15 protein-coding genes and 3 tRNA genes are annotated in these 15,078 nt (G+C 63.4%); 14 read left to right on the forward strand and 4 right to left on the reverse strand.

The features are described 5' to 3' along the window. The first annotated feature begins 20 nt into the window (after positions 1 to 20). Both DIC66_RS15440 and DIC66_RS15445 read left to right on the forward strand, forming a co-directional pair. On the forward strand, positions 21 to 1,241 hold the full coding sequence (locus tag DIC66_RS15440; protein ID WP_233505949.1) for a hemagglutinin repeat-containing protein: 1,221 nt from the start codon (positions 21 to 23) through the stop codon (positions 1,239 to 1,241). Then, a complete protein-coding gene (locus DIC66_RS15445; RefSeq protein ID WP_117178797.1) occupies positions 1,208 to 1,588 on the forward strand; it encodes a hypothetical protein in 381 nt (126 codons plus the stop codon). Before DIC66_RS15440 ends, DIC66_RS15445 begins: the two co-directional genes overlap by 34 nt. Here the strand turns inward: DIC66_RS15445 and thiL are convergent. The 3 genes from thiL to apaG are packed head-to-tail and all read right to left on the reverse strand — an operon-like array spanning position 1,567 to position 5,028. Then, complete coding sequence (thiL, locus tag DIC66_RS15450) at positions 1,567 to 2,598, reverse strand: thiamine-phosphate kinase (RefSeq protein ID WP_117178799.1); 1,032 nt, start codon at positions 2,596 to 2,598, stop codon at positions 1,567 to 1,569. The two genes, DIC66_RS15445 and thiL, sit on opposite strands and share 22 nt — an antisense overlap. 10 nt (positions 2,599 to 2,608) lie before the next feature. Continuing rightward, entirely contained in the window at positions 2,609 to 4,600 is a 1,992-nt protein-coding gene (locus tag DIC66_RS15455; protein WP_117178801.1) for a site-specific recombinase, read from the reverse strand. Between the two features lie 26 nt (positions 4,601 to 4,626). Continuing rightward, positions 4,627 to 5,028 carry a Co2+/Mg2+ efflux protein ApaG gene (gene apaG, locus DIC66_RS15460; protein WP_117178803.1) on the reverse strand — a complete coding sequence of 134 codons (402 nt, stop codon included), beginning with the start codon at positions 5,026 to 5,028 and terminating at the stop codon, positions 4,627 to 4,629. Positions 5,029 to 5,098: 70 nt separating this feature from the next. Here apaG and rpe point away from each other — a divergent pair, with 70 nt between their 5' ends. Continuing rightward, on the forward strand, positions 5,099 to 5,776 hold the full coding sequence (gene rpe / locus DIC66_RS15465; RefSeq protein ID WP_117178805.1) for a ribulose-phosphate 3-epimerase: 678 nt from the start codon (positions 5,099 to 5,101) through the stop codon (positions 5,774 to 5,776). A 24-nt stretch (positions 5,777 to 5,800) separates the two neighbouring features. On the opposite strand, the gene DIC66_RS15470 is transcribed toward rpe, so the two are convergent. Then, positions 5,801 to 7,570, reverse strand: a complete 1,770-nt coding sequence (locus tag DIC66_RS15470; RefSeq protein WP_117178807.1) for a methyl-accepting chemotaxis protein — start codon at positions 7,568 to 7,570, stop codon at positions 5,801 to 5,803. 393 nt (positions 7,571 to 7,963) lie between these two features. Here DIC66_RS15470 and DIC66_RS15475 point away from each other — a divergent pair, with 393 nt between their 5' ends. The 11 genes from DIC66_RS15475 to DIC66_RS15525 form a co-directional block, all read left to right on the forward strand. Then, positions 7,964 to 9,505: an anthranilate synthase component I family protein gene (locus DIC66_RS15475; RefSeq protein WP_117178809.1), complete on the forward strand. Its 1,542-nt coding sequence runs from the start codon at positions 7,964 to 7,966 to the stop codon at positions 9,503 to 9,505. Between the two features lie 5 nt (positions 9,506 to 9,510). After that, positions 9,511 to 10,098, forward strand: a complete 588-nt coding sequence (locus tag DIC66_RS15480) for an aminodeoxychorismate/anthranilate synthase component II (RefSeq protein ID WP_117178812.1) — start codon at positions 9,511 to 9,513, stop codon at positions 10,096 to 10,098. Between the two features lie 2 nt (positions 10,099 to 10,100). After that, complete coding sequence (gene ltaE / locus DIC66_RS15485; protein ID WP_117178814.1) at positions 10,101 to 11,147, forward strand: low-specificity L-threonine aldolase; 1,047 nt, start codon at positions 10,101 to 10,103, stop codon at positions 11,145 to 11,147. Positions 11,148 to 11,156: 9 nt separating this feature from the next. Further along, positions 11,157 to 11,855 (forward strand): LysE family translocator, encoded by a 699-nt coding sequence (locus tag DIC66_RS15490; RefSeq protein WP_117178816.1) that lies wholly within the window; start codon positions 11,157 to 11,159, stop codon positions 11,853 to 11,855. A 10-nt stretch (positions 11,856 to 11,865) separates the two neighbouring features. Beyond that, entirely contained in the window at positions 11,866 to 12,912 is a 1,047-nt protein-coding gene (trpD, locus tag DIC66_RS15495; protein ID WP_117178818.1) for an anthranilate phosphoribosyltransferase, read from the forward strand. Between the two features lie 7 nt (positions 12,913 to 12,919). Further along, complete coding sequence (gene trpC, locus DIC66_RS15500) at positions 12,920 to 13,708, forward strand: indole-3-glycerol phosphate synthase TrpC (protein ID WP_117178820.1); 789 nt, start codon at positions 12,920 to 12,922, stop codon at positions 13,706 to 13,708. A gap of 26 nt (positions 13,709 to 13,734) precedes the next feature. Next, complete coding sequence (locus tag DIC66_RS15505) at positions 13,735 to 14,478, forward strand: uracil-DNA glycosylase (RefSeq protein ID WP_117178822.1); 744 nt, start codon at positions 13,735 to 13,737, stop codon at positions 14,476 to 14,478. A 28-nt stretch (positions 14,479 to 14,506) separates the two neighbouring features. Then, positions 14,507 to 14,592, forward strand: a tRNA-Tyr gene (locus DIC66_RS15510). Positions 14,593 to 14,641: 49 nt separating this feature from the next. Continuing rightward, positions 14,642 to 14,715, forward strand: a tRNA-Gly gene (locus DIC66_RS15515). Positions 14,716 to 14,746: 31 nt separating this feature from the next. Further along, positions 14,747 to 14,821, forward strand: a tRNA-Thr gene (locus tag DIC66_RS15520). 82 nt (positions 14,822 to 14,903) lie between these two features. Next, positions 14,904 to 15,078 (forward strand): GTP-binding protein (locus DIC66_RS15525; RefSeq protein WP_233505953.1); only part of this gene is annotated, 175 nt, incomplete at its 3' end.

Here is a 15,078-nt window from a genome sequence, read left to right on the forward strand (position 1 = left end):
GCCAATTCAGCAACCTCACCGTGCAAGGCAGCACCATCGAGGCTGGCAAGGCCGTAACCTTGAACGCCGACAACCAGGTGAACCTGCTGGCCGCTGCGAACAGCACCACGCAGACCAGCAGCAACAGCTCCAGCAGCAACAGCCTGGGTGTGTCGTTCTCCCTGGGGGCCAAAACCGGCTACGGCATAAGCTTAAGCGCCAGCAGCGCCAACGGCCAAGGCAACGGAGCTGACACCGACTACACCAACACCCAGGTTACCGGCAACACGGTAGCCATCCAGAGCGGCGGCTACACCACCCTCAAAGGCGCTGTGGTCAAGGGCAACACGGTTAGCGCTGATGTGGGTGGCAACCTGGTCATCGCCAGCCTGCAGGACAAGAGCACATATGCCGAGAGCAGCCAGAACAGCAGTGCCTCGGTGACCATCGGCGTGGGCACGATGTCGGGCGCCTCCTTGAGCGCGGGCAGCAGCAAGACCAACAGCAACTTCCAGAGCGTGCAGGAGCAAAGCGGCATCCAGGCGGGGGACGGGGGCTTCCAGGTCAAGGTCAAGGGTGACACCACTCTGAGCGGCGGCGTGGTCGCCAGCACCCAGAGTGCAGTGGAGCAAGGCAAGAACAGCTTCCAGACCGATGGCAAGCTCAGCATCAGCGATGTGCAGAACACGGCCAGCTACAAGGCCGAGTCCAGCCAGGTCAGCGTGGGGGTGGGCAGTATGGCCGGCGGCAGCGCCGGAGTGGGAGAGGCCAAGAGCAATGCGGCCAGCACCACACAGGCGGGCATATCGGGCATTGCGGGCAACCTGAATGTCAGAACCGGCGATGCGCAGACTGGCATCCAGAAGGTCTTTGATGCCGACAAGGTCAAGGGCGACATCAATGCCCAAGTTGCGATCACCAGCAGCTTTGGGCAGCAGGCCAGCAAGGCGGTGGGGGACTATGCGGCGCAGAAGCTGGCCGAGGCCAGGGTCAGCAACGATGCAGCGGGCATAGCGCAGTGGGAGGAAGGTGGCGCAGCGCGTGTGGCCTTGCATGCGGTGCCATGGCGGCAACGGTTGGGGCGGCAGTGGGCGGTACTGCGGGGGCTGCGGCCGGGTTCAATCAGGATGCGAATAACCGGCAGTTGCATCCGACTGAGCGGCAAGCTGCAAGAAGCCTTGCAGCAAAGAGCGGCGGCAAATACACACAAAAGCAAATTGAAGATGCCATGCGCAATAGCAGCTACGGTGGCGAGGACCTGACAAAAGGAATGATCATTGACGCATACAACGACAAAGAGAGATACGATCCTAGCGCGCAATTTGGCCCGCCGGTAAACGGGAAATCTGCGCAACTACTATCGAACAATGGGAATGTCGATTCAGGATTGGCGGCGTTCATTTTGGCAAACACCGGTGGCGCGAATTCGCCCTATGCTTGGGTAATCCTCCCGATAAACCAAAGGTCCAAAAAGTGGAATTTTCCAACAAGGAAGTTCTACGTGAAGATGTCAAGATGTACCGACAGCCAGATTACGGCTGCCCTGAAGCGTTGCGGGGCTTTGGCCGCCAGCGGCTTCAGCAGCTGTCAGGCCGTGCCAGCAAAGTGATCAAACGATTGGAAATTGTGCGGTGACAGCAGGCGCCCTTGTCCATCCAGCAGGCGCAGGCCCGGCTCGGCGTCAATGCGGCCTACACGCGTGACCGGCGTGCCACTGGCCAAGGCTGCGGCCTGCACAGCGGCGGCGCGGTCGGGCGGCGCGGTGAACACCAGCTCGTAGTCATCACCACCGCTAAGCACATGCTGCAGCACCTGCATGCGCACGGCATCGCCCGCCAGCAGGGTAGCTGCCTCCATTGCGTAGTGGTGCGCGCCCAGCAGCGTGAAGACGCGCGTGGTATCCAGCGTGGCGCCCTTGCCAGAGCGCTCCAGGATGTGGCCCAGGTCACCCAGCAGGCCGTCGCTGATGTCAGCGGCTGCGGTGGCAATGCCGCGCAGCGCCATACCCAAAGCCACGCGCGGTGTGGGTTGCTCCAGGCGCTGGCGCGCCCGGGCCAAGTCGGCTGCGTTGAGCCGCAGAGGTGGCAAGGCGGTAGCAGTGCCTTCCTGTCTCTCCCGCATCATGTGCGTCAGCGCCAGGTTGGCATCGCCCAGTGTGCCGCTCACATACACATCGTCACCGGCCTGCGCGCCGCTGCGCAGCAGCGCCAATCCGGCGGGCACTTCACCAAACACCGTGATGCAGATATTCAGCGGCCCCTGCGTGGTGTCGCCTCCAATCAGCTCGCAGCCCTGCGCATCGGCCAGTGTCAGCAGGCCCTGCGAAAACGGCTCCAGCCAGGCCGGGTCAGCCTCTGGCAGGGCCAATGCCAGGGTGAAGGCCAGGGGCGAAGCACCGCAGGCGGCCAGGTCGCTCAGGTTCACGGCCAGGGCCTTGTGGCCCAGGGCACGCGGGTCTACATCGGGGAAGAAGTGGCGTCCGCTCACCAGCATGTCGCAGGAGATGGCCAACTGCATGCCGGGGGCGGGCTGCAGCAGGGCGCAATCGTCACCCACACCCAGCACGGCACGCGGCGTGGGGCGGGTAAAAAAGCGCTTGATCAGGTCGAACTCACCCATGGCATGCAGCCTATGTAGTACTGCTTTTGACCGGCCAGACAAAGCTCAAGGGCGCGGACAGCAGGCGACGGCCGATGCTCTTGTAGATCAGGCTGCGGCCAATGTCCGACACGTCGTGCGCACGCAGGGCCACGCGAAAGGCAAAGTAATAGCTCACGCTGACGTTCATCAGGCCAATGAGTGGAATGGCCGCCACGGCCCACCAGAACTCAGGCATCTGCAGCACCTCGGTGCCCAGGGTGGCGCAGGCTGCACCCAGCTGGCCAGAAGAGAGCGTGACGTGGCGCACATCCAGCGGAATGGCGAAGAAGCCCATGATGGAGGGGGTGAGCCCCATGATGAAGCCCAGTGAAATATTGGCCGCCAGACCCGAGATGTTGTGGCGCCAGAAGCGCGCCCAGCGCGCCGCACGTTTCACACCCAGCACGGCAGTAAAGCGCGGGTTGTAGCGCATGGCCGAGTCCAGCCGGTGCAGCACAAACCAGTTCTCCACCCAGCCCGCCAGGATGCTGCTGGAAAACAGCAGCACGCCGGTGAAGGCGGCGTACAGGACGCTGGGGCCCTGCAGGGTGAGCGAATGCAGCACGTAGTGGGCGGTGGCCTCATCGATCATGGGCGCACCGCGTATCTGCTGCACACCCAGCGCCAGCAGGATGGTGGCCGGAAACACCAGCGCCACATTGCCAATGACGGCCGCCGTTTGCGAGCGCACCAGGTGCGCCACCTCGTCCACAAAGGCGTCCAGCGCCTGCGGGGTGGATACGTCCTTGAGCTTGGCGGCCATGGCCGGGGCCGTCATGGCAGGCTGCTTGGTGGCCAGGGTGAAGTGCAGCAGCTGGATCAGCACGAAGCTGGCGGCATACACCACTCCGGCCCAAAAGCCGTACCAGAAGGCGCTCAAGCCCAGGGCCATCACGGCGAACTTCAGGGCTGTGGTCAGGGCGGTCAGCACCCCGCCACCGGCGGCCTGGTTCAACATGGTGCGGTACTCGCCCAGGTCCCGGGTGATGTAGTGTTCGCCGGTTTCCGAGTTGCGCTCGGCCACCTTGGCCGCCAGCAGGGAAGAGCTGCTCTGGATCAGCGCGCCCACGCTTTTGAGGTCCTGCTCGCGTGTGGCCAGGTGCGACAGCAGCTGTGCGGCGTGCTGGTGCTGCGCATCGTCGAGCAGGCAGGTCAGCAGGGTGCGCGCACGCCCAATGCGGTCGCGCAGCTGGCGCAAGCGGAACACCAGGTCCACCGATATGCCATGCGCATCCAGATGCTGGTAGACGGTGGAGGCCGCCTGGTTGCAGGCATCCAGCTGCTGCGTGTAGGCCAGCGCCGCCTCGGTCAGTCCCTGGCCGCTCAGCCAGGCGTCGCGCACGCTGTCAAAGCTGGTGGTGAGTTCGCGAAACGGGCTGTGCTCGCGCGCCGTGCTGTCCATGCGCAGGCGGATCTCAGGCGAAAAGCCGGTGGCGCGGATCTGGCTGGTGCAAAAGGTCAGGGCGTCCAGCAAGGTGTCCTGCCAGTGTGTCAGGCCAGGGTGCTCCTTCACATGGTGGCCGTCCGACGGCATGGTCAGGATGAAAGCCAGGCGCTGCAGCAGCGCCGGGGGCAGGGCGGAGAGCCACTGCGCGTCTTGTGGGTGCGACATCACCAGGGCAAACAGCTCGGCCGCATCGGTGGTCTGGGGCGAGGCGGGCAGCCAGCGGTGGTGCAGGCGCTGCACCAGTTCGCTCACAAAGGCGTTGCGCGCGGAAAAACCGTAGTCCGACAGCAGGCTGCTCAGCTCCACCGAGGTCAGCAGCTGGCGCCACCAGTGCTGGAACTGTGCGCGTGTTTCAGGGCGGGCTTCCAGCACGTCCAGCAGCATCTCGATATGGCCGATGGCGGTGGAGGCCGAGGCTTTGGGGCCGCGTATCCAGTCCAGCAGTTCAATCAGCCAGAGGTGGCGGTGCACCAAGTCCGCTTCCGGATCCAGTGCCTCCAGCAGGGCAGGCAGGTCGCGGGCGGTTTTTGTCATGGGCTGTGTGGTGTCGCGGTAGTCGCCTAGTGCAGGGTGCGGGACTTGCCTAGGCCGTGGTCGCCGCTCAGGGCGTCGAGCACAAACATGGGCACATCGGCGTCAAACTTCTCGCCGTCCTCGGCCACACAGAAGAAGCTGCCGTGCATGGTGCCGGTCGGTGTGCGCAGGCGCGTGCCGCTGGTGTATTCAAACGACTGGCCGGGTTTGAGCAGGGGCTGTTGGCCCACCACGCCCAGGCCCTTGACCTTTTCGGTGTGGCCGTTGGCGTCGTTGACGTTCCAGGTGCGGGAGATCAGCTGGGCCGTGACCTCACCGGTATTGGTGATGGTGATGGTGTAGGCGAAGACGTACAGATCCTCGTCCGGGTTGCTTTGGTCGGGAAGGTATTGTGGTGCGACTTCCACCAAAAAATCATACTTGGACATGGCGCAATGCTAACTGCGAAAATAGCGCCGCAGAAATACAGCCTCCAAAGCCCATACCAAAGCCAACACCATGACCTTTCGCATCGCCCCCTCCATCCTCTCCGCCGACTTTGCCCGCCTGGGCGAGGAGGTCAGCAACGTCATCGCCGCCGGTGCCGACTGGATCCACTTTGACGTGATGGACAACCACTATGTGCCCAACCTGACCTTCGGCCCCATGGTCTGCGCCGCCCTCAAGCCCCATGCCAAGACGGCCGCTGGTGTGGCTGTGCCGATTGATGTGCACCTGATGATCTCGCCCGTGGACGCGCTGGCCGCCGGCTTTGCCGAGGCCGGTGCCGACCTGATCAGCTTCCACCCGGACGCCAGTGGCCACGTGCACCGCAGCATCCAGGCCATCAAGTCCAAGGGCGTGAAGGCTGGCCTGGTGTTCAACCCGGCCGAACCGCTGGATGTGCTGGACTGGGTGATTGACGACATCGACCTGGTGCTGATCATGAGCGTCAACCCCGGCTTTGGCGGCCAGAGCTTTATTGACTCGGCCCTGCGCAAGATTGAGGACGTGCGCCGCCGCATCACCGCGAGCGGCAAGGATATTCGTCTGGAAGTGGACGGCGGCATCAAGACCGACAACATCCGCCGTGTGGCCGATGCCGGTGCCGACACCTTTGTGGCCGGCAGCGCCATCTTTGGCAAAACCGACTACAAGGCGGTGGTGGACGCCATGCGGCGCGAGCTGGCCGCCTGATTCAGGCGCTGCGCATCAACAGTTCTAGAAGGTCTCCCACTCCTCATCGCCCGAAGCGGTTTGTGCGGGAGCAGGCGCCGCTTTGGCAGGCGCCACCAGTTTGGGGCTGGGGGCTTTCGCTGCAGGTTTTGCCGGGGTGGTGGCTGGTGCTTTGAGCGCTCTGGTGCCAGAAGCCAGCTGACGCTGCGCAGGTTTGGTAGCCAGCATCGGCGGGCGACTGGGCGGTGTACCCATGGAGTACGAAGGTGCAGCCTGCGTCGCATGGCCCTGCAGCTTGAACACGGAGGCTGCGTTCACAAGCTCCAGTGACTGGTTCTTGAGCCCACTTGCCGCAGCGGCCATTTCTTCCACGAGTGCGGCGTTCTGTTGGGTAGCCTGGTCGATCTGTCCTATGGCTTGCCCGACCTGGGAGACACCCACGCTCTGCTCGGAACTGGCTGAGCTGATTTCGCCGACGATATCCGTCACGCGCCGGATGGCGTTGACCACTTCACCCATGGTGGTGCCAGCCTGGTCGACCAGGGCGGTGCCGTGTTCCACGCGCTCCACACTGGCGCCAATCAGGGTCTTGATTTCCTTGGCCGCTTCAGCGGAGCGCCCCGCCAGCGCCCGCACCTCGGAGGCGACCACGGCAAAGCCTCTTCCCTGTTCGCCCGCGCGGGCGGCTTCCACGGCGGCATTGAGCGCCAGAATATTGGTCTGAAAGGCAATGCCGTCAATCACGCCAATGATGTCGGCAATCTTGCGCGAGCTGTCGTTGATGCCCTTCATGGTTTCCACCACCTGGCCCACCACCTCGCCGCCGCGGACGGCCACGCTGGAGGCATTGGTGGCCAGCTGGTTGGCCTGGCGCGCGCTGTCAGCACTGTGGTTCACGGTGGAGCCCAGTGCCGCCATGCTGGAGGTGGTTTGTTGCAGGGCTGCGGCCTGTTGTTCGGTGCGCGCCGACAGGTCGTGGTTGCCCTGGGCAATCTCCGTGCTGGCATTGGCCAGGCTCTCTGCGCCTTGGCGCACGCGGGCCACCAGGGATGCCAGGTTGTCCTGCATGGCGCCCAGCGCGCGCATCAGCGCAGCAATCTCGTCATGGCCCCGCGTCTCTACCCGCGAACTCAGGTCGCCCTGGGCTACGCTTTGGGCCAAATGCACCGCCTGGCTAAGGTCATTGGCAATGTGCCGACTGAGCCATACGCTGCCGCCCATGGTGACAATGCTGATGAGCAACATGACGGTTATCGCCACGCGGTTGGCCGTCCTGGCGCTGCTGACTGCGATCTCGGACGAGCGGGCCTCAGCCACTGTGAGAGCGGTGCGCAGTTCATTCAAGGTGGCGGTGGCGGCCCTGTCCCGGCCCTTGGCCGCCTTGTCGCCTGCCACCGGATCATTGCCGGCCGCCTTGAAGGCTTCAAACGCTGCAACATAGCCTGCCTGCGCGGACTCCATGTCGCCCCGCAGTTTGGTTACCAAGGGGTGCACTTCACTTTGCGCGTCGACCAGTTTTTCGAGTTCCAGAATTCGGGCATTGACTGCGCCCATTTCCTTCTGGTGCGAAGACCAGTACTTGTCCAGGTCCTTGGGGTCGGAGCCACGCAGCAGCGTGTTCTTCCACTCCTGGATGGCGACGGCGAAGTGGGAGGCAATTTCGGCGCCCTTGTTCTGTGCGGCTACCTCGTGCAGCACATCTACTTCAAAGTGGGCTACTGCGGAATTGAGCTTCCAGATGCCAAACAGGGCGCCTGCCAGCAACAGAGTCAGAGTGAGGGCAAATGCCAGTGGCAGTTTCAGGCTGAGTTTCATCCCCGGTCCTTCGTAATGTGGCGTGCCCAGTAGGCGCAGGTGCAATTTTGACGCAATGCAGCGGCAGTCAGCAAATACTTGCGGGTTTTAGCTGCCCGCCACTGGACCAGGGTTTGCTACACTGGGGCTATGTTTATTCACCGCATCACCATTACGGGTTGTAGCGACCGGGGAGCCTGGCCCTGGCGGACCTCGCCTGCTTTGGCTGAGCGCGTCCCCACGTCCTTCTCCTGACCTTGTTCTGAGATTGCGACGTATGCCGGGCGGATGGGCTCGCACAGCGCGGCCGACCTTGCCCCCGGAGTTGCCAAGATTCCCTGCGGTTGAGTGACGCGCTCTCTCGCCCCTTGACCGGGGACACCGATTGCATTTCTGGATAAAGGCACGAGCACCGTGATGACTGAAACCCAATTCCAAGCCCTGCGCGACCAAGGCTTCAACCGCATACCGCTCATGGCCCAGGCCTTTGCGGACCTGGAAACCCCGCTCTCCCTCTACCTCAAGCTGGCGCGCAAGCCCGGCGAGACGGAGCCCGCACCCTACAGCTTTCTGCTGGAGTCGGTGGTGGGCGGCGAGCGTTTTGGCCGTTATAGTTTCATCGGCCTGCCAGCGCGCACCCTGTTGCGCGCCAGCGGTTTTGGCGATGCGGCCCGCACCGAGGTGGTGACCGATGGCGTGGTGGTGGAAACCTCCAAGGCCAACCCGCTGGACTTCATTGCCCAGTACCAAAGCCGCTTCAAGGTGGCTCTGCAGCCCGGTCTGCCGCGCTTTTGCGGCGGCCTGGCCGGTTACTTTGGCTACGACGCGGTGCGCTACATCGAGAAGAAGCTCGAAGCCAGCTGCCCGCCAGACGAGCTGGGCACACCCGACATCCTGCTGCTGCAAACCGAAGAGCTGGCCGTGATCGACAACCTGTCGGGCAAGCTGCACCTGATTGTGTATGTGGACCCGGCGCTGCCCGATGCCTTTGCGCTGGGCCGGGCCCGTCTGGCCACCCTGCGCGCGCAATTGGCGCAGGCCGTGGTAGCGCCCGAGATACGCCCCAGCCAGAGCCATGAGGCGGTGCGCGACTTTGCCAAGGCCGACTACATCGCAGCCGTGGAGCGCGCCAAGGAGCTGATCGCCGGGGGCGACTTCATGCAGGTACAGGTGGGCCAGCGCATCAAGAAGCGCTACACCGAGTCGCCCTTGAGCCTGTACCGGGCCCTGCGCGCGCTCAACCCCAGCCCGTACATGTACTACTACAACTTCAGCGGCGCGGACGGGCAGGGCAGCGACTTCCATGTAGTGGGCGCCTCGCCCGAGATCCTGGTGCGACAAGAACAAGTGGTGAACGACGGCGTTACCGAGCAAAAAGTCACCATCCGCCCTCTGGCCGGTACCCGCCCCCGTGGCGCCACCCCCGAACTGGACCGGGCTGCCGAGCACGAGCTGGTGAACGACCCCAAGGAACGCGCCGAGCACGTGATGCTGATTGACCTGGCCCGCAACGACATTGGCCGCATCGCCAAGACCGGCACGGTGCAGGTCACCGACGCGTTTTGTGTGGAGCGCTACAGCCATGTGATGCACATCGTCAGCAATGTGGAAGGCACGCTGCTGGACGGCATGACCAGCATGGACGTGCTCAAGGCCACCTTCCCTGCGGGCACACTGACCGGCGCGCCCAAGGTGCACGCCATGGAGCTGATTGACCAGTTGGAGCCCATCAAGCGCGGCATCTATGGCGGCGCCTGTGGGTACCTGAGCTACGCCGGCGATATGGATGTGGCCATTGCCATCCGCACCGGCATCATCAAGAACCAGACCCTGTACGTGCAGGCCGCCGCCGGTGTGGTGGCCGACAGCGTGCCCGAGCTGGAATGGAGAGAAACCGAAGCCAAGGCCCGCGCCTTGCTGCGCGCCAGCGAGCTGGTGGAAGAAGGACTGGAGTAAGCACCATGACACACAAAATCAAACTGCTGATGGTGGACAACTACGACAGCTTCACCTACAACATCGTCCAGTATTTCGGTGAATTGGGTGCCGAGGTGGAAGTCTTCCGCAACGATGAAATCACACTCGAAGAGATCGCCGCTCGCAAGCCCGACCGCCTGGTGGTCTCTCCTGGCCCTTGCTCGCCGAATGAAGCCGGTATCTCGGTGCCCGCCATTCGCCACTTCATGGGCAAGCTGCCAATTTTGGGCGTCTGTCTGGGCCACCAGAGCATTGGTGCGGCGCTGGGCGGCAACATCATCCGCGCGCAGCAGCTCATGCACGGCAAGACCTCGGTGATCACCACCACGCAAGAGGGCGTGTTTGCCGGGCTGCCCGAAAAATTCACCGTGAACCGCTACCACTCGCTGGCGATTGAGCGCAGCAGCTGCCCCAAAGAGTTGGCTATCACCGCCTGGACTGATGACGGCGAAATCATGGGCGTGCGCCACACCGGCCTGCCGTTTGCGGTGCGCATGGAAGGCGTGCAGTTCCACCCGGAAAGCATACTCACTGAGCATGGCCACGCCATGCTGAAGAACTTTCTGGAGTGAACATGAACGCCACGGCAGATTTTCGCAGTGACACAGTCACCCAACCCACCGAGGGCATGCGTGCCGCCATGGCGGCCGCGCCTCTGGGCGACGACGTGTTTGCCGATGACCCCAGCGTCAACGCCCTGCAGGAGAAAATTGCAGCCATGCTGGGCTTTGAAGCAGCGCTCTTCATGCCCACCGGCACGCAAAGCAATCTGTGCGGCATCCTGGCCCACTGCCAGCGTGGCGACGAGTACATCGTCGGCCAGCTGGCCCACACCTACCGCTGGGAAGGCGGGGGTGCTGCCGTGCTGGGCAGCGTGCAGCCGCAGCCCTTGAGCCACCAGCCGGATGGCACACTGGCGCTTGCCGATATCGAGGCCGCCATCAAACCCGACGACGCCCATTTCGCCAAGACCCGCCTGCTGACCCTGGAGAACACCTGGGGCGGCAAGCTCTTGCCGTTTGCCTATGTGCAGGCGGCCACTGCATTGGCTGCAAGCAAAGGCCTGAGTCGCCACCTGGACGGTGCACGCCTGTTCAATGCCGCCACCGCGCAAGCGGCGCAAAACGGAACCGATGTGTACGCAGAAGCCCGCGCCATTGCCGCCTGTTTTGACAGTACCTCGGTGTGCTTCAGCAAGGGCCTGGGCGCGCCCATTGGCTCTGCCCTGTGTGGCGGCCGGGACTTCATTGCCCGCGCCCACCGCATCCGCAAGATGGCCGGGGGCGGCCTGCGCCAGGCCGGCATGCTGGCGGCGGCTGCGTCGTATGCACTGGACCACCAGGTAGTCCGACTGGGCGAGGACCATGCCCTGGCCCTGCGCTTGGCCGAGGGCCTGCGCGGCATACAAGGCCTGGAGGTCGAGGCGCCGCAGACCAACATTGTGTTTGTGGACCTGGTAGGTGCGGCACGCGAGCGCTCGAATGCGCTGCAGGACCATCTCAAGGCCCAGGGCGTGCTCATCACAGGTTTGTACCGCCTGCGCTTTGTCACGCACCTGGATGTGGATGCCGCTGCCGTAGACCGCGCCGTGGCCTCAGTGCGCAGCTTCTTTGCCGCGTAAGGGCACGCCATGCCGCTGGATCAACTGTTGCTGTTCATCGCTGCGGGCCTGCTGCTCAACCTCACGCCCGGGCCGGATGTGCTCTACATCATCAGCCAGTCGCTGCGCCACGGCCTGCGCGCAGGGCTGATAGCGGCCCTGGGCATTACCGCCGGTTGCTTTGTCCATATCTTTGCCGCCGCCGTGGGGGTGAGTGCGCTGATGCTGGCTTCCAGCACGGCGTTCACCGTGCTCAAGTGGCTGGGTGCGGGCTACCTGGTGTATGTGGGCACGCGCATGCTGTTCTCGCAGGCGCCGATGGTGTCGGATTCCCCGTTGCGGGCAGATGCTGGTGAGATTCTGGAGGCTGTGCCTGCAGGTGATGTGCCGGCAAGGCATTCGGCAGCCAGCGGAGAACTCAAAACCATCTTTCTGCGCGGCTTCTGGACCAATGCCCTGAACCCCAAGGTGGCAGTGTTCTTTCTGGCCTTTTTGCCGCAGTTCATAGCGCCCACGGTGGAGCACAAGCCACTGGCCTTTTTGCTGCTGGGTCTGCTGTTCAATTTCAACGCCGTGTGGGTCAACTTGGGCTGGGCCGTGGCGGCTGTCTGGCTGGCGCAAAAGGCTGGCGGCCTGCAGGCGCGCATGCACTGGCTGGACCGCGTGGCCGGTTCGCTTTTTATTGCGTTTGGCTGCAAGCTCGCACTCACTGACAACCCCGCATCCTAAGGACTCAACCATGCCCCAATCCAAAGGTCTCATCACGCCGCAGCAGGCTCTGCAGCGCACCATTGAACACCGCGAGATTTTTCACGACGAGATGCTGCACCTGATGCGCCAGATCATGTCCGGCGAGGTCTCGCCGGTGATGATTGCAGCCATCACGGCAGGCCTGCGAGTCAAGAAGGAAACCATCGGCGAGATCACTGCCGCCGCGCAAATCATGCGCGAGTTCTCCACCAAGGTAGAGGTGGCGGACAAGACCCATTTGGTGGACATCGTGGGCACCGGCGGGGACGGTTCGCACACCTTCAACATTTCCACCTGCGCCATGTTTGTGGCCGCCGCCGCCGGTGCGCGCGTGAGCAAGCACGGCGGGCGCAGCGTCAGCAGCAAGAGCGGCAGCGCCGATGTGATGGAGGCGCTGGGGGTGAGCATCAACCTCACGCCCGCGCAGATTGCCCAGTGCCTGGAAGAAACCGGCGTGGGCTTCATGTTCGCGCCCAACCACCATCCCGCCATGAAGAATGTGGCACCGGTGCGCCGCGAGATGGGTATCAAGACCATCTTCAATTTGCTGGGGCCGCTGACCAACCCGGCCGGCGCGCCCAACATCCTGATGGGCGTGTTCCACGCCGATTTGGTGGGCATCCAGGTGCGTGCCCTGCAGCGCCTGGGCGCCGAACATGCGGTGGTGGTCTATGGCCGCGACGGCATGGACGAAGTGTCCCTTGGGGCATCCACCCTGGTGGGCGAATTGAAGAACGGCGAAATCCGCGAATATGAGATCCACCCCGAAGACTTTGGCCTGCCCATGGCCAGCAACCGCGCCCTCAAGGTGGAAGATGCAGCCAGTTCCATGGCCATGCTGCTGGGCGTGCTGGACAACCAGCCTGGCGCGGCCCGGGACATCGTGGCGCTCAACGCCGGTGTGGCCCTGTATGCCGCCAATGTCGTGCCCAGCATGCAGGACGGCATTGAAAAGGCCTATGCGGCCATAGCCTCTGGCGCGGCCAAGGCCAAACTCACTACGCTGGCGGCACTTTCTGCCCGCCTGGCAGCTTAAGGACAACATGAGCGATATTCTGGACAAAATTGTGGCGGTCAAACGGCAGGAGATTGCCGCGGCGTCCAAACGCAAGCCACTGGACGTGGTGCGGGCGGACGCCGAGTCCCGCGTGCTGACACGTGACTTTGTGGGCGCCATCCGCGCCAAGATCGCAGCAGGCCAGCCTGCAGTGATTGCCGAAGTGAAGAAGGCCAGCCCCTCCAAGGGCGTGCTGCGTGAAGACTTCATCCCCGCAGACATTGCGCAAAGCTACGCCGAGTTTGGCGCAGCCTGCCTGTCGGTGCTGACCGATGCGCAGTTCTTCCAGGGCAGTGCCGACTACCTCAAGCAGGCGCGCGCCTCCTGCCAGTTGCCGGTGCTGCGCAAGGACTTCATGGTCGACGCCTACCAAATCTACGAGTCGCGCGCCATGGGCGCCGACGCGGTGTTGTTGATTGCCGCCTGCCTGGACGATGCGCAGATGAAGGACATGGAAGCGATTGCCCATGCGCTGGATATGGCGGTGCTGGTGGAAGTGCACGACCAAGCCGAACTGGAACGCGCCCTGAAGCTCAAGACGCCACTGCTTGGCATCAACAACCGCAACCTCAAGACCTTTGAGGTCTCGCTGGACACCACGTTGGCGCTGCGCCATTTGGTGCCTGCCGAGCGCATCCTGGTCACGGAGAGTGGCATCCACACCCGCGACGACGTGCTGCGCATGGGGGCGGCCGGCATCAACGCCTTTCTGGTGGGCGAGGCCTTCATGCGTGCGCCCGAGCCGGGCGAGGCGCTGGCCCAGCTGTTCGGCTGAGCCACCGGAAAGAAAGCGGGCGTTTGATGCAGGGCACACTGTTTGGTCAGGCGCCGCACGAACGGGGGGCTGATCCGCACAAGGAGCAGCTCCAAAGCGCCAACCCCGCCGACTGGCCGGTGGCCTCAGGCTGGCAGCCGCTGGTCAGCGCCTTTTTTGCCTCGGCGCCGGGCCTTACGCTGCTGGCCTTTTTGCAGCAGCGCCTCGACGCCGGGGCCTGCATCTTCCCGCCACAACCCCTGCGCGCCCTGTTGTTGACGCCGCCAGAGGCAGTGCACACCGTCATCCTGGGGCAGGACCCGTACCACGGGCGCGGCCAGGCCGAAGGGCTGGCGTTTTCCGTGGCACCCGGTGTGGCCTGCCCACCCTCCCTGCGCAACATCTTCAAGGAACTGCAGCGTGATCTGGGCACGCCCCCGCCGGTGTTCCCCTGTCCGGGTGGCAGCCTGGTGCCATGGGCCGAACAGGGCGTGCTGCTGCTCAATACCTGCCTGACGGTGGAGGAGGGTCAGCCCGCCAGCCACGCCAAACGCGGCTGGGAGGTGTTGACCGACCAGATCATTCGCCAGGTGTCGCAGTTGCCCCAGTCCGTGGTGTTCATGCTGTGGGGCTCCCACGCCCAAAGCAAGCGCTCCTTGATTGACGCCAGCCGCCATCGCGTGCTGATGGCCAACCACCCGTCACCCCTGTCGGCCCTGCGACCTCCGCTGCCCTTTATCGGATGTGGACATTTTTCACAAGCCGAGGCCTGGAAGGCCGGAGCTTCATAATTTCGTGGCATAATCTGTGGCTCACCTAGGAGAGGTGGCCGAGTGGTTAATGGCAGCAGACTGTAAATCTGCCCTCTTACGAGTACGCTGGTTCGAATCCAGCCCTCTCCACCAGTGATGTGTTGACTGTGACCGTGTTGACTGTTTAGCGTTCCCGTATTGCGCGGGGTTCGTATAGTGGTAATACCTTAGCCTTCCAAGCTAAAGCGAGGAGTTCGATTCTCCTACCCCGCTCCACAGTTGATGTTTCACGACAGTGATGAATTTCGCCCTTTTGGCTCAGTGGTAGAGCACTCCCTTGGTAAGGGAGAGGTCGCGGGTCCGATTCCCGCAAAGGGCACCAGTTTTGTAGCCTCACTTCCGTTCTGGAGGTGAGGCTACGCGGCTTTTAATGTTTTTATCTCACTACTTCTCGGAGTTCGATCATGGGTAAAGAAAAATTCACACGTACCAAGCCTCACGTCAATGTGGGTACCATTGGCCACGTTGACCACGGCAAGACCACGCTGACTGCAGCCATCACCACGGTGCTGGCAGCCAAGTTTGGCGGCTCTGCCAAGGCTTACGATCAGATCGATGCAGCTCCGGAAGAAAAAGCCC

Origin of the sequence: Rhodoferax lacus (assembly GCF_003415675.1) — a bacterium.
Lineage (GTDB): Bacteria > Pseudomonadota > Gammaproteobacteria > Burkholderiales > Burkholderiaceae_C > Allorhodoferax > Allorhodoferax lacus.